This is a genomic window from Dichotomicrobium thermohalophilum, from assembly GCF_003550175.1.
In the GTDB taxonomy this organism is placed as follows: domain Bacteria; phylum Pseudomonadota; class Alphaproteobacteria; order Rhizobiales; family Rhodomicrobiaceae; genus Dichotomicrobium; species Dichotomicrobium thermohalophilum.
This window is the reverse complement of sequence record NZ_QXDF01000001.1, coordinates 1,490,261-1,505,520: the sequence shown is the minus strand read 5'-3', so window position 1 is coordinate 1,505,520 and position 15,260 is coordinate 1,490,261. Positions and strand designations below refer to the sequence as shown.

At 67.4% G+C, this 15,260-nt stretch carries 8 protein-coding genes and 1 pseudogene; 1 reads left to right on the top strand and 8 read right to left on the bottom strand.

The genetic code is table 11. The features are described 5' to 3' along the window. Nucleotides 1-108: 108 nt before the first annotated feature. The 6 genes and pseudogenes from trxA to BXY53_RS06865 all read right to left on the bottom strand — a co-directional run. Nucleotides 109-456, bottom strand: a pseudogene (gene trxA / locus BXY53_RS06890) (thioredoxin); the annotation flags it as partial. A 52-nt stretch (nt 457-508) separates the two neighbouring features. Beyond that, nucleotides 509-3,952 (bottom strand): double-strand break repair helicase AddA, encoded by a 3,444-nt coding sequence (gene addA, locus BXY53_RS06885; RefSeq protein WP_170144365.1) that lies wholly within the window; start codon nt 3,950-3,952, stop codon nt 509-511. Next, a complete protein-coding gene (gene addB / locus BXY53_RS06880; protein ID WP_170144364.1) occupies nt 3,949-6,942 on the bottom strand; it encodes a double-strand break repair protein AddB in 2,994 nt (997 codons plus the stop codon). The genes addA and addB overlap by 4 nt, the downstream gene beginning before the upstream one ends. 5 nt (nt 6,943-6,947) lie before the next feature. Further along, entirely contained in the window at nt 6,948-7,664 is a 717-nt protein-coding gene (locus BXY53_RS06875) for a nucleotidyltransferase family protein (protein ID WP_245410382.1), read from the bottom strand. 11 nt (nt 7,665-7,675) lie between these two features. Continuing rightward, nucleotides 7,676-9,268: a tRNA (adenosine(37)-N6)-threonylcarbamoyltransferase complex ATPase subunit type 1 TsaE gene (gene tsaE / locus BXY53_RS06870; RefSeq protein WP_245410381.1), complete on the bottom strand. Its 1,593-nt coding sequence runs from the start codon at nt 9,266-9,268 to the stop codon at nt 7,676-7,678. Between the two features lie 69 nt (nt 9,269-9,337). Then, on the bottom strand, nt 9,338-11,815 hold the full coding sequence (locus tag BXY53_RS06865) for a sensor histidine kinase (RefSeq protein WP_170144363.1): 2,478 nt from the start codon (nt 11,813-11,815) through the stop codon (nt 9,338-9,340). 362 nt (nt 11,816-12,177) lie between these two features. On the opposite strand from BXY53_RS06865, the gene BXY53_RS06860 reads away from it, so the two are divergent. Further along, nucleotides 12,178-12,825: a polymer-forming cytoskeletal protein gene (locus BXY53_RS06860; protein WP_119061103.1), complete on the top strand. Its 648-nt coding sequence runs from the start codon at nt 12,178-12,180 to the stop codon at nt 12,823-12,825. Nucleotides 12,826-12,858: 33 nt separating this feature from the next. Here the strand turns inward: BXY53_RS06860 and BXY53_RS06855 are convergent, their stop codons facing one another. Continuing rightward, nucleotides 12,859-13,644 (bottom strand): class I SAM-dependent methyltransferase, encoded by a 786-nt coding sequence (locus BXY53_RS06855; protein ID WP_119061102.1) that lies wholly within the window; start codon nt 13,642-13,644, stop codon nt 12,859-12,861. A 111-nt stretch (nt 13,645-13,755) separates the two neighbouring features. Beyond that, entirely contained in the window at nt 13,756-15,144 is a 1,389-nt protein-coding gene (gene ahcY / locus BXY53_RS06850; RefSeq protein ID WP_119061810.1) for an adenosylhomocysteinase, read from the bottom strand. Nucleotides 15,145-15,260: the final 116 nt, after the last annotated feature.

Here is a 15,260-nt window from a genome sequence, read left to right as displayed (position 1 = left end):
TCAGTTGGTGCCATTCCATTAGCGCCTCCAGCAACTGGAAGGTCAAGATGGTCGCGCCAAACGCAAAAAGCCCCGCGCTGGCGGGGCTTTGGGAATGTCGCCGACTGCTCAGACCTGCTTGTCGATCCAGTCCTTGAGCGTCGTCTTCGGGTGCGCGCCCACTTGCTGGGATGCGACCTGGCCATCCTTGAACATGATCAGAGTGGGAATGCCGCGAATGCCGTAATCCATCGGTGTCTTCGGGTTCTCGTCGACATTCATCTTCACGACCTTGATCTTCCCGCCGTACTCCTCGGCCAGCTCTTCCAGCACGGGCGCAATCGTCTTGCACGGGCCGCACCACTCTGCCCAGAAGTCGACAATCACCGGCGTGGATGACTGAAGCACTTCCTGCTCGAATGTGTCGTCGGAAACCTTTGCCGTCGCCATTTCTTTCCTTCCTGCCTGTGCCGCGGTGCGGCGGTTTGTGTCATCTCGGCCTTTGAGCTAAGGCGGGGTGCTGGAAGCGTCAAGAGTCGCCATCGGGGCCCGCCGCGTCCAGAGGAATTTCCATCAGCGCAGGCATGCTTGTCCACAGAATGAACGCGCGCAGCCGCTTGTCCGGGAATACGCATGCCAACGCGCGGCAGTAGGCGTCGAGCTGGGCAATGTAGCCGGGCGGCGCGCTCTCCGCGGAAGCGGGCACGCTCGCGTCGGTTTTATAATCAATCACAAGAACGTCATCACCGTGCACGACCAGCCGGTCAATGCGCCCGGAGAGGCGCGCGTCGTCGGCGTGCGTGCCCGCCTGCGCCGCGATCGGCACTTCCGCACGCGAGCCGGGGCCGAACAGGTGCGCGAACTCCGGCGCGGCGAGAATGCCGAGCGCCGTCTCCGCAGCGTCGCTGCGCGTGGCATCGTCCACCTCGGTATCGTCGCCGCCAGCCCGCTGCGCTACGAGACGTTCTGCTTCCGCCTCGCGGTGTTCGGGTGCGACCTCCGGCAGGCGCTCCAGCAGCAGGTGGATTAGCTCCCCTCGTCGGCGCGCGGCCTCCGCAGAGCAATGAGAGTGCCGTGTTTGGGAAGCGTCTTCCTTGGCCGAGGGCTGTACGGCCTCCGCCAAAGCCTCGGCTCTTGCCGGCGCGGAGAGCCAGGCGGGCGGTTCGGCAGTCGTGACCGCCAGGGGCTCCGCCGTTTCCGGCCTTGGCAGAGAATCGCCAGCCCTCTTCAGGCGAAGTACCGCCTCGCCTTTCTCCCCGGACACGCTCTCGGCCACGCCTTCCAGCGCGCTGTATACGACGTCGTACCAGCACCCCGCGTCGCGTCCCGGTTTCTTGCGGCTCTCGAACCCGGTCACGTAGAGCCGGTCGCGCGCCCGTGTCATCGCCACGTAGAGAAGCCGGTAGCTCTCCGCTTCATCGGCGGCCCTCTGGTCCGTGCGCACCCGCTCGACGGCGGGAAGCCGCTTCCCCTCGCCCACGGCCCAGACGAGACAATCGCCGAATTCCCCCGGCGCATCGCGCGGCACGCGCAGCACCGGCCCGCCGCCGCGCGTGCTCATCGTGCAGGTGTCCGGCAGAAACACGATGGGCGCCTCCAGCCCCTTCGCGCCATGCACGGTCATGACCCGCACCTGGTCCGCGCCCTGCTCCATGTCGCGGCGCACTTCGCTGCCAGATTCGCGCAGCCACGCCAGAAAGCCCTGCAGCGTCGCCGGCCCGGTTTCCTCGTAGGCCAGCGCCAGGTTGAGAAACTCGTCGATCGCGTCCGCCGCCTCCGGCCCCAGCCGGGCGATCAGCCGCGTGCGCGCGCCGTCGCGGTCCAGCACCGCCGCATAGAACTCGAACGGCCGCAGAGTCAGCGCATCGTCACGCCAGCGCGCAAGCTGCGTCTCCGCTTCGGCGAGGCGCGGGACATTGCCCGCCGCGTCTTCCAGCGCCTCCCACAGGCTGCCCTCGCGCTCATGCGCCAGCGCGAACAGGTCGTCCTCCGAGAGGCCGATCAGCGGGCTTTTCAGCACGGCCGCGAGCGGGAGATCATCGCCGGGCAGCAACAGCGCATCGCCCAGCGCCATCAGGTCCATGACCGCGAGTTGCTCGGTCAGCCGCATTCGGTCCGCACCGGCCACTGGAATGCCCCGGCTTTTCAGCGCGTTGATCATCGGCGCGGCGAATGGCTGGCGCTTCCGCACGAGGATCAGGATGTCGCCCGCGCGGATGGGCCGGCCCGCCGACGGCAGGATCTCCCCAGTGTCGAGCCACGCCTTGATCCGGTCCGCGATCCGCGCGGCCAGCCGGTCCACGGCCTCCGCCCCCGCCATCGGCTCGTCCAGCGGCGCGAATGCGTGGGTTTCCACCCGCTCCGGCGGCTTCACGGTTGGCCAGACCTCGACCAGACCGGCATCCGCGTCGCGATGCACCTCATGCGCGACCTCCGCGCTCGCGCCGATCCGCGCGCCCAGCCCGTTCGCGCCGCCGAACACCAGATCGACCGCCCGCAGCACCGGTGCGACCGTGCGGAAAGAGCGGGTCAGCGGCACGTCATGCCAGACGTGGCGCGCGCCTTCGGCCTGGCGGCGGAACGCGTCTCCCAGCGCGGCGAAATGCTCCGGCGCGGCGCCCTGGAACCCGTAGATCGACTGCTTTTCGTCGCCCACCGCGAAGAGCGAGCGGCCAGCCTCGCGCGCGCCCTCCCCGGCGAAAAACTCCTCCGACAGCAGTTCGGCCACGCGCCACTGCGCCCGCGAATTGTCCTGCGCCTCGTCGATCAGCAGATGGTCGATCCCGCCGTCGAGCCGGTAGAGCACCCAGGCCGAGCCGTGCTGAAGCAGGGACACCGTGCGGTCGATCAGGTCATCGTAATCGAGCGCGCCGTCGGCCTGCTTGCCAGCCTCATAGCGCTGGATTACGGCGTCCGCGAGGGTGAACAACGCGGCGCTGGCCCGCGCGGTCTCCAGCGCGATTCGAGTCTGATCCAGGTCGGCGAAGCGGTCGCGCGCGGCGCGCAGCACCTCGGCCGCATCGGGCGCGGCTGCAATGACGGCGTTGCTCGGGAAGCCCTTGTCGGCGCGCGGCAGGCCGTCGCTTTTCTTCAGGAAAGCGGCGCGAAACGCGCCAATGCGGGCATCGCGGCGCGCGGCATTCGCGGCCTCGGCCAGTTGATCAGCCAACTTCGCATCGTTTTTGCCGCCCTGCGCCAGCGCGGCACGGATACGCGCGATCTCGTCATTGCTCAGGACCTCCGCCTGCGCCTGCGCGACCGCCTGCAGGTCGGAATCCCCAGGCACGCCGAGCGCCTCACCGATCAGCGCCGCCAGCACCCGGCCCTCCGCCTCCGCAGCGCGCATCATCTGCCGCAGCGCCACACGCTCGCGCAGCACCGCGCCCAGCAGCGCCTCGACATCATCCTCGCGCGCCAGCCCGGCGACCGTCTCCAGCGCACGCTCAAGCGGGCCGTCCGCCGCGACCGCCGCCGCCTCCAGCGCCGCTGTCATCGCCGCGCGCATCCGCCCACGCGAATCTTCTTCCGCCAGCACAGTGAATCCGGGCGCGACACCGGCCTCCAGCGGGAACTGCCGCAGGATGCGCTCGCAGAAGGCGTGGATGGTCTGGATGCGCAGGCCGCCCGGGGTGTCGAGGACATGCGCGAACAGCCGCCGCGCGCGCGCCGTCTCCTCCGCCGAGGGAGCGCGCCCCAGCACCTCCCGTAGCCGTGCGTGGAGAGCATCCGGCGCGGCAACCGCCCATTTGCCCAGCGCGCGCGTCAACCGGTTGGCCATTTCCGACGCGGCGGCCTTCGTGAAGGTCAGGCAGACGATGCCTTCCGGCGCGGCACCGGCCAGCAACAGGCGCAGCACCCGCTGCACCAGCACATGCGTCTTGCCCGTACCGGCATTCGCGCGGACCCAGGCGCTCGCGGCCGGATCGGCGGCGCGGGCCTGCATGGCTTCGGTGCGGCGCAAGCTGTCGCTCATTCGCCCTCCCCGCCGCGCCATTCGGCCACGCGCGCAAGATGCGCATAAGGGTCGTAGCCCCACAGTGCCTTGAAGGCCGGGCGCTGCATCGCTGTGTACGGTGTCGCCGGATCATCGAAGCGGGCGATCAGCGCCGCCAGCTTGTCCCGCGCCCCCTCGGCCAGCGCCTGCGGGTCGTTAAGCGCCTTCTCGTCGCCCGCCTCGCGCCCGCCTGACGCGGAGATGTAGCCCAGCCCGGCGAGCGCAGGCGGCGCGTTCACCGGCAACTCGAACCCGCCCACGAGCGCGATCAGCCCTTCCAGCGGCAACTGCGGCGATTGTAGCCGCTCGGCGGCGCGACGGCGCGCCTCCACGCTGCCGGTCTTGTAGTCGTAGACCGCGACCGCGCCATCCTCACGCAGGTCGATCCGGTCGGCGCGCGCCGTCAGTTCGAACCCGCCGCCCGGCGCAGCCAGCGTCAGTCGTCCCGGTACCTCGCTCAGGCTCCGGCGCAGGCCCGCGCGCCGCGCGGGTTCCGTGTCCGCGAACCAGTGCGCGAAGCGGGCAAAGCGCGGCTGCCAGAACGCGCGGACATGCGCGAACGCGCCCCATTCGGCCATCAGCGCATCGGCCATCGCCATCAGCTCGCCCGCAATGTCGTCGGGCAGCTCGGCCGGGAAGCGCTCGGCGAACCGGCCCAGTGCGGCATGGATGATCTGCCCGCGATGCCGGTCGTCCGGCCCCTCGGCGAGGCCGGGCATCGGCTCCAGCGCGAGGATGTGCTTCGCGTAGACCGCGTAAGGGTTGGCAATCCACCGCTCGACATCCGAAACGCTCATCTGGCGTGGCCGCGCTTTGAGCGGTGGGCGCGGCGCGGGCGGTCCGGGCGGTGTCTCGGGCGCGGCGGCGAACCGCGCGGCCACCCAGTCCAGCCACGGCTGCGCAGGCGTGAGCTTGTCGCCCAGCCCCAGCGCATCGGCCAGCAGGCGCAGGCGCGAGACCCAACGGCTTGGCACGGTCGGCGTGCCATCGGCCTTGAGCGCGCGGGTGAGCATGACCTCCGGCGCGGCCAGCCCCTGCGCGAAGTCATGCGCGGAAAGCCCGGTCTGTCGCTCCGGCTCGGGCAGCCCAAGCGCCACGCGCATCTGGCGATTCAGCCAAGGACCCGCCTGCGCGGCCCGGGGCCAAATGCCCTCATTCAGCCCGCCGAGGATCAGCCGGTCGGCATGCTGAAGCCGAGCTTCGAGCGGCCCCCAGATGCGAAGGCGCGGATGCGCGCCTGTTTCCGTCTGGACAGCCTTGCGCCGCGCGAGACCCGCGAAGAACGAAGGATAATCCGCTGGCGCGATCTCCGGTGCGATGCCGCCCGACGCGCCGCGCGCCAAACTGTCGAGCAGGTCCGCCATCGTCTCGCCCGCCGCGTCGGCCCAGAGCGCGGGCGCGTCCGCCCCAGCCGCCAGCGATTCGGCCACCGCGCGTTGGGCCTGCGCGTAATCCCCCGGGGCCGCCGGCCCGGTGAGCGCGGTGAGCGGCGCAAAGGCCGCCTCCAGCCGGTTTACCAATTCCACCGCGCCCTCCGCTTCGTCCGCACGCTCAAGCGCCGGGTGCAGACCATCCAGCCCCCCCGCGAACCAGGGCTGTCGCAGCGCGTTCACCTCAAGCTCCGCCACGCGCCCCCGCACCTCTTCCGCTGACCAGCCCAAGCGCAGACACGGATGCTTGAGCAGCGCCAGCAACGTGACCGCGTCCGGCTCCACAGCGACGCGTGCGATCAACTCCATGAAGCGCCCGGTCGAGGTCGCACTGAGTGGCTCGCCCGCGCTGTCCGCGACATCGAGCCCCCAGGTTTGCAGAGCGGTGCGCACCCGGCGGGCGAGCGTGCGGTCGGGTGTCACCAATGCGGCGGTCTTGTCCGGCGTTTCGACCGTCTCGCGCATCATCAGCGCGATCGCCTCAGCCTCGTGGCGCTGGTCGGGTGCTTCCAGCAGGCTGATCCCCTCCAGTGCATCGGCCATCGCGGCGTGATCCGCGCCCGCCAGGAAGTCCGGCCATTTCTCCGCCGTTTCCGCCGGGCGCATGACCTCGGAGACCAGCACGCGGCGCGGCGGCCCCGCATCCCCCGTCAATTCCGCGACGTCCTCGCGCCCAATTCCTAGTTCGTTAAGTAGCCGTTTTAGCCCGGCCTGTGGATGCTCCGGGCACTGATCGAGCGCCGTCCAGCTTTCCGTATCCAGCGCCTGATCCAGCCCCGGCAGCACAATCGCCCCGGCGGGCAGGTCCATCACCGTTTTCATCAGCGCGGCGGTGGCAGGCACGCTGCCGGTGGAGCCGGCGACGATCACCGGCTTATCCGCGTTCTCTGCCAGACGCTTGGCCTCGCGCGCGAGCAGCAGGTTGCGCCGTGCTACCGGATCCAGAAGCCCGCGTTCGCGCAGATGCGCCGGCCACTGCCGCGTGACGATGCTCAGGAAGCGCGACGTGCGCTGCCAGTGTTCGGCCATCTCTTCGGGCACGAGATCGTCGATGCGGGCAAGGTCGACGCCCTCCACTTGCGCCGTATCGAGCAAAGCCATCAGCTCAAGCGCCAGCTCCCCCGCCGCGGCGGCAGACATCGCCCCAAAACCGCTCTCATCGGCCGAGGGCTCAATGGCCCGCGACCACCGCTGCACCAGCGCGGCGAGCGTAAGCCAGCGCTCCATGTCCGGCACGGCCGGCGGGATATCCGCTGGCGCGTCACCGTCCTCGGCAGGCGCGAACTCGTCGACCGCACCCAGGGGGCGGATTTGCGGCAGCAGCAGCGCGCCTCCCGGCGCTTCGGCCAACAGCGCATCGCGCAGCGCGGAACAGGCCCGGCGCGTCGGCAAGTAGATCGTCGTGTCGGCAAGTTCCAGCGGGGCAGGAGGCCGACCGCCCAGGCGCGGCAGGTCGCCGTTCAGGATCGCGCGGGCAAGATCGGCCAGAAACGGCCGCTCGGGCGGGATCGTGAACAGCGCGGGATGCTTATCGTCCATGGCCCTCAGGCAGCTTTGTCCCGCAGGCGCTGCTCGGCCGCCTCGAGCGCCTCGGGCGTACCGATATGCATCCATTCGCCCTTGAGCGTCGCGCCGAACAGCCGGCCGCGCGCAGCCGCACGGTCCCAGAGCGGGTTGAGCGAGAACGCGCCGTCGGGGCTGTGGTCGAACAGGCGCGGATGCGCGATCGACGCTCCAGCGAAGACGTATGGCGCCACTTCATCAGGGGAGCGGCGTATCAGCCGTCCATCATCATCTAACCAAAAATCGCCCGCGCCCGCGTAGCCCAAGCTTCCCCGCGCATCGGCCAGCAGCAGCAGCGCATCCATGCGCGCCGGTTCCCACAGGCTGGCCAGTCGCGAGAGATTGCGCTCGCCCTCCTCGATCCAGACAGAGTCGGAATTCTGGATGAAAAACCCCTCCGGCCCGAGCCGGTCCAGCGCCTTCTTCACGCCGCCGCCCGTGTCGAGGAGCATGTCGCGTTCATCCGAGATAGCGATTTGGGGAGGCCCCGCGCGCTCGCCCAAATGCGCCTCGATCACATCGGCGAGATAGTGCACGTTCGTGACCACCTGCCGCACCCCCGCCTCGGCCAGCCGGTCAAGCACATGGTCGATGAGCGGCCGTCCGGCCAGCCGCACCATCGGCTTCGGGATCGTCTCGGTCAGCGGGCGCATTCGCTTGCCGTAACCCGCCGCCAGTACCATCGCCGTGTCGATCATCACCGCCCCCATCAACGCCCCGCCCCGGCCCGCGCAATCGCCTGCGCGTCAACGCGCCCCGGCATATGCCGGGCATACCACGCGCGCAACGGCGCAAGCGCCGGATGCTGCAGGTCGCGCTCCAGATAGGCGCGCACGCGCGGCAGATGCGCCAGATAGGCCGTCTTGCCGTCGCGCAATGCCAGCCGCGCGAAGATGCCGAGAATCTTGGTGTTGCGCTGTGCCCCGAGCAGCGCATAGGCCCGCGCGAACCCATCCGCGTCGAAGACGCCGTCCTGTTCCGCCTGCCTGCAGTAGTGATTGAAAAGCTGCGACTCGACATCCGGCGGGACGGTCAGCCGCGCGTCCTGCAACAGCGAGACAAGGTCATAGGCCGGATGGCCGATCACCGCGTCCTGGAAATCGATGACGCCGAGCGGCCCGCGCGGGTCGCCCGGCATAAGCGCGATGAGGTTGGGCGAATGGTAATCGCGCAGAACGAGCCCGGTCTCCCGCGTGGCGAGCCAGTCGAATTGCGCTTCCCAGAGCGCCGCGAACTCGCCGCGGGCGGCCTGATCGACATCCGTGCCGGTCATGGCCGGCAGGAACCAGTCAAGCAGGAGCGCGGCCTCGGCGTGCAGCGCTCGCTTGTCGTAATCCGGCAGGCGGTGGGTCCAGCCATCCGAAATGGGCAACTCGCGCGGCACGGGTGTTCGGCGCAAACGAAGCAACAGATCGACAGCCGGGCGATACAGCGTGCCAATCTCGCCGCTACGCTCCACCAGTTTGCCCAGAATGTAGTCGCCGAAGTCCTCGATCAGCAGGAAGCCGCGCTCGGTGTCCTGCGCATAGATTTCCGGCACCGGCACGCCCGCCTCGCGCAGCGCGCCCGATACCGCGATGAAGGGGCCAACATCCTCGGCGAGATGCGCGATCCGGCTGTACGGCAGACCGTTCGCCAGTGGCGGGCCGTCGGGCTGCGGCTCCCAGTCCATCAGGAGCGCAGCCTTCTCGCCAAGCTGCAGCCGAACATAGGAGCGCACCGAGGCGTCTCCGGCGAGAAAGCGCGAAGACGCCGCGCTCCATCCCGCGTTCTTCTGGAAATCGGTGGCTGCGCGGAACCGCTCCAGCCGCGGTGCCCACCCGCCGAAGCCCGTTACGGTCACGTCGCGCTGGTCCGCCTCTGCGCTCTCGCTGAGCGCAACGTCGAGGCGGTTCGGAGGCAGTGCGTCGCCCAACCGCTGGGGCCATTCGACAAGGAGGAGGCCGTCCTCGCGCGCCTCATCGAAGCCGAGTTCGGGCAACTCCTCCGGCCCCTCCAGGCGGTAGAGATCGAAGTGATGGATTTCGACGCGCGGTGTCTCATAGCTCTGCACCAGCGAAAAGGTCGGGCTCGTCACCTCGACATCCTCGCCCGCAATGGCGGCAATGAGGAACCGCGCGAAGGTCGTTTTGCCTGCGCCGAGATCGCCGGACAGGGTAACGACATCGCCCTTGCGGAGGTAGGGCGCAAGCACCCGCGCCAGGCCGTCCAGCATGGCCAGCGTGAGGCCCGGCAAGCGGATTTGCGCTGTCCTGTCCGGGGTTTCCGGCTGCACGTATGAACCCGCCTTCCCTGTCGTCATGTTTCGGGACGATGAATCGCGACTGCGCCGAGACTTTGACCGCTCCGGCGCACTTCACGGTTTTCCGCGTCAATGAACCTGTTGAAGCCGGGCTTCTGCTTCCACCTCGTCCGGATGCTTCGCCTGCCCGTCCTCCGGCAGCAGGACCGTCACTGTCGTGCCCGCACCTTCCGCCGAGCGCAGGTCGATCTGCCCGTTATGCAGCTCCACCAGGCTCTTTACCAGCGACAGGCCCAGCCCGGCCCCGCGATGCTGCGAACCTTGCGGGCGCGTCTCGAAGCGCTGGAAGACGCTGTCCTGATAATCCTCCGGGATGCCGCAGCCGGTATCCTGCACCGAAAAGGCGATCATGTCGCCCTGCCGGTAAGCATTCAGGCTGATCGTGCGACCCGCCTCGGAGAAGCCGATCGCGTTCGACAGAAGGTTGTAGAGGATCTGCGTGACGCGCTTGTCGTCGGCAACAAGCGTATCGACGTCCGGCGCGATCTCGATGTCGAGGTCGATATTCTCCGCCGAAAGCCGCTCACGCACTCCCAGTTCCGCCGAGCGGATGACCTCGCGCACATCCGCCTCCCGCTTTTTGAGTTCCAGCGCGCCGGCGTCGATGGTAGCCAGGTCGAGGATATCGTTGATGATCGCAAGCAGCGCCTGGCTGGACGAGCGGATATCGCTCAGATATTCGCGCTGGCGCGCGTTCAGTTCACCGACACGCGGCTGATCAAGCAACTCGCTGAAGCCGATGATGTTGGTGAGCGGCGTCCGCAACTCATAGGAGACATGCGAGATAAAGGTGTTCTTGAGCCGGTCGGATGCCTCCAGCGCCTCATTGCGCTCGATCAGCGCGCGTTCGACCCGCTTGCTGTCGGTGATGTCGACATAGGTCATCATCGTTGCACCGTCGGGAAGCGGCACGCCCGCATAGGCCAACACCCTGCCGTCGCCGAGCGTCATCTGCCCATCAAAGGCCGCGCGCTCGTCCTGAACGTCAACGACCGCACCGCGCGTATGCTCCCAGGGGGCCGGATCCTCGACCTGTTCGGCGCAGACTGAAATCACCTCGTCGACATGAGGCGAACCGCCCAGGAACGTCTCGTCGAGCCCCCAGATTTCGCTGAAAGCCGGATTGAACAGCCGCAGGCGCCCGTCGGACCCGAACACCGCAACCCCCTCGCGCAGGTGATCCAGCGTCTCCCGTTGAACGCGGATGAGCGCGTTGTAGCGGCTTTCGAGCGCCAGTTTTTCGGTCACGTCGTCATAGAGGAACGTCACGCCGCCGTCCGGCCGCTGGTCCGCCGCGACATGGATCGCCCGGCCGTCCGGCAGATGCCACCAATCCTCCTGCAGCGCATCCGCACCTGCGCTGTCGAAGGCCGCCATCTGCCGCGCCCGCCAGTCGCGGTAGTCGACCTGCTCGGGGAGCAGGCGGTCGGCGCGCAGGCGGTCCAGCACCTCACCATAGGTGGGGCGCTGCTCGAGCCAGTTCGCCGGTAGCTGCCAGAGAGAGGCAAACGCTTCGTTGTAGAAGTTCAGACGCCGATCCGTACCAAAGATCGCCACGCCTGTCGCCACGCGGTTCAGCGTTCGGGCGTGGGCGGCCATCTGCCGGTCGAGTTCGCCGCGCGCGCTTTCCAGCGGCGCCACGTCGATCGCCACGCCGCCGCTGGCCTCCCCGACCGGCAGCGCAACGGTGTCATAGCTGCGCCGCTCGCCGCCAACGATGGTCTGCAGCCGCTCGCGGAACGTCTTGCCTGCGTCGAGCGCCTTATCGATCCGCTGGCGCTGTCGCGATTCCAGAAGTTCCACCTGCCCCTCGATGACCTCTTGCGCGCTGGCCTCGTCCACGGCCGACACATAGGCCTGGTTGACCCAGATCAGCCGGTCCTCGGTATCGCGCAGCCACGCCGGGATGGGCAGGGCCTGCAGCAACGACCGGAACGCGGACAGATCGTTCTCTGCGTCCTTCAGGCGACTGGCAAGCCGCGCCCGCTCTTCGCCGTGATCGGACGGCGCCCGCAGGCGCAGCACGAGATACGGGCCCGAGGGGCGTCCGTCGGCCTCGATGTTCGCCCCTTCGGCCGTGGTCAGCACCTGGTTGAAGGCTTCGCCGCTTTCCTTGAGCCTTTCAAATCTCTGTTCAAGCGCCAGCGCACTCTCGCGCTCGAGCCAGGCAGCGAACCGGCTGAGCCGGCGCATTTCCAGCGGCACGCCCAGTTCCGGCTCGAGTGCATATGTGATCAATCGCGGCTGATCGGTATCATGCGACCAAAGCAGTATCGCCTGGCGCTCGCTGTTCAGCAGTGCATGCGCTGCGCTCAGTTCCGCGCTGAGGCGCGAGACCTCCGCCTCGTTCTCGTCCTGCGCCCGCCAGCACTGGCGCAAGGCGACGGCGAGCCCGATGACAGCCACCAGCAGTCCCGCGCCAGTCGCCGCGACCGTGGCCGCCATCCATGGGCCGGTCGCTGTTACCGAGACGCCGAACAGCTCAGCCGCCGCGGCCGGCGACGGCGCGATGAGCATGGCAGCCAGCAGCGCAGCCGCGCTCCTCAAGGGTTTGCCCCGCCAAACGAATGATGTATTGAGAAATTGCATGTCGCGTCGCTGCTCGCCGTGATCGAGGGGCCGGCCGCTTTCAGAAGTCACAAGATGCTTGTCGTCCCGGCCAGCCATGCATCGAATCACGGGCAGTGTAGCGCCTGTATGAGCCACTGCCCAACGTCCGGTTGTATCTTCCACGACTGGCGCATGTTTTCAATGCCTCTGTTGGAAAGATTGCCGCGCGTGTGCATCGCCAAATCCCATGACAATGCTGCGCGCATTGGCTATAGCTGCCGACATTCGGCCACTGCAGCGGGCCGAGCCAAGAACAACAGCATCAGCGTGTCGGCACAGAAAGTCCGGGGGATAAGAACGTGAGTAAGAGTCGCCAAGCCGTCATTCAGGAAGATACCGTCATCAAGGGCGAAATTTCCAACTGCGAGTATATCGAGGTCTACGGTTACGTGGAGGGCGAGGTGGACGCCGCCCGGGTCATGGTGCGCGAGGGCGGCAAGCTGTTCGGGACGCTGCGCGCTGGTGATGCCGAGGTGGAGGGATTGCTCCAGGGGGACGTGTTCGTGCGCCGGCTCATCAAGGTTGGCAGCACCGGCAACGTGAACGGTGATGTGCAGTACGGGCAGATTGCGGTTGATCTCGGCGGCGAGCTGAGCGCGAAACTGAGCAACGTGCCCCCTGAGATCACGGGCGATCTGGAACTGAGCGTGAAGAAGGGGCGCGCGGTGCGGATCAGCCTGGTCGACCTGAACGCAGTGGATCCGGACGACAAGGCCAAGGACCTGACCTTTTCGGTCAGCAACGCGCATGGCGGTTTCGTCGCGCATTCCAGTGCGCCGACCACGCCGGTCAACAGCTTCAGCCAGGCTGATCTGGAAGCCGGCGCGATCGCGTTCGTCCACGACGGGGAATCCAGCGACAAGGTCGGTTTCGACGTGCAGGTGCAGGATGCGAAGGGGGCGAACTCCGGCGATCCGCGATCGGTGACCGTGCACGTCCAGGGCTAGGTCCGTTGGCCTCGGGCCTGCCTTGCGCCGCGCTCACATCGGCTTTCGGGCCCGGACATGGCCGGTCAGCAATTGCCCCTGTTCGGCCAGAAGCAGGCGCCTCTCGGCGTTTTTCACGGAGCGCCGGGCGCTCTCTTCGCCAAACCGATCAACATAGGTCGGCCAGAGCGGGCCGGACAGCCGCGCGACCTCATCCCTGCAGAACGCAACGAACCACTCGCCGCGATCTTCCGTCTCGATTTCAGCAAAGCCGGCAGCGGCGAGTTCGGCTGCGGTGCTGCCCAAAGAGGCCATTTCATAAGTCTCGTCGCCCGTGGTCGCCCATTCCCGCATTTCCGGGGTGTAGGGCGCATCGGCGCGGAACCAGTCAGAGATCAGAAGCGCGCCACCGGGCCGGATCACGCGGTGCAACTCGGCGAGCACCGGCGCCTTGTCGGGGATGTCGACGATGGAATCCTTCGAGAAGGCAAAATCGAAGCTGTTGTCCTCGAAAGGGAGAGGCCCGGGCTCGACGGCATGAAAGCTGACGCGGTCCGCCATACCCATATCAGCCGCCCGGCGGGCTGCAAGCTGCACGGCAGCGCCGTTAATATCGACCCCGACCATCCGGCCGACGCCATAATCTGCCACGAGGAGCGTGTCATAGCCTCCGAGTCCGCAGCCGAGATCCAGGCCGGTCTTACCGCTGAGATCGATGGAGCCGACTAGCCGCCCGAGTTCTTCGGCTCCGCCCGGCGAGAGCATCCCCTCGCCGTAGCGAAGCTGAAGATTCGTCATGAGATCGTCGGAGTAATAAAGCGCGTGATCGGCGTCCGCCATGAGAGCCCCGCTGCATGTGTGTGGCGTGGATCGGAAAGGGCATCTTCCCGACCCACGACGCGTAACATGCGGCAGGATGACCCGTAAACGACAGCGGCGCCGACACTTCGCCTAGTAACGATAAGCCTCCGGCTTGTACGGGCCTTCCGGTGTGACGCCGATATATTCGGCCTGCTCCGGCGACAGCTCCGTGAGTTTCACGCCCATCTTCTCCAGATGCAGCCGGGCAACCTTCTCGTCCAGATGTTTCGGCAGCACATAGACCTTGTTGTCGTACTCATCGCCCTTGGTCCAGAGCTCGATCTGGGCCAGCACCTGGTTGGTGAAGCTCGCCGACATCACGAAACTCGGATGACCGGTGGCGTTGCCGAGGTTCAGCAGCCGGCCTTCGGACAAGAGGATCATCCGCTTGCCGCCGGGGAACTCGATCATGTCCACCTGCGGCTTGATGTTGGTCCACTTGTGGTTCTTGAGCGCCGCGACCTGGATCTCGTTATCGAAGTGGCCGATGTTCCCGACGATCGCCATGTCCTTCATCTCGCGCATGTGCTCGATGCGGATGACGTCCTTGTTGCCGGTCGCGGTGATGAAGATGTCGGCCTCCGGCGCGGCGGCCTCCATCGTGGTCACCTCGAAACCGTCCATGCTCGCCTGCAGCGCGCAGATTGGGTCGACTTCCGTCACCTTCACGCGCGCCCCGGCGCCGCGCAGGCTCTGGGCCGAACCCTTGCCGACATCGCCATAGCCGCACACCACGGCCATCTTGCCAGCCATCATCGTGTCGGTGGCGCGGCGGATACCGTCGACGAGGCTCTCCTTGCAGCCATACTTGTTGTCGAACTTCGACTTGGTGACGCTGTCGTTCACGTTGATCGCCGGGAACGGCAGCAGCCCCTGCTCGACGAACTTGTGCAGCCGGTGGACGCCGGTGGTGGTCTCCTCGCTGACGCCGACGAGCTTGTCGCGCTGGCGCGTGAACCAGCCCGGCGTCTCGTTCATGCGCTTGCGGATCTGCGCAAACAGCGCCTCTTCCTCTTCCGACTCAGGATTGGCGATCAGGTCGGTTTCGCCAGCCTCTACGCGCGCGCCCATGATGATGTAGAGCGTGGCGTCGCCGCCGTCGTCCAGGATCAGGTTGGCACCCTCATCGAACTGGAAGATCCGGTCGCAGTAGTCCCAGTACTCCTCAAGGCTCTCGCCCTTGACAGCGAAGACCGGGACGCCCTGCTTGGCGATCGCGGCGGCTGCATGGTCCTGCGTGGAGAAGATGTTGCAGGACGCCCAGCGCACTTGCGCGCCCAGTGCGACCAGCGTCTCGATGAGCACAGCCGTCTGGATCGTCATGTGCAGAGAGCCGGCGATGCGCGCGCCGCTGAGCGGCTTGGATGCACCGAACTCCTCGCGCAGCGCCATGAGGCCGGGCATCTCCGTCTCGGCAATCTCGATTTCCTTGCGGCCGTAGTCGGCCAGCGAAATGTCCTTGATAGCGTAATCTTGCATGTTGACCCGTTTTCCGTTCGCGTTTCGGCGCCGCACGGGCGCATCCCGGCGGCGCGGCATGGCCTCTCCTATAACCGCCAGAGGCGCGGAGGGCAATAAAGACATAAAGATGAGTT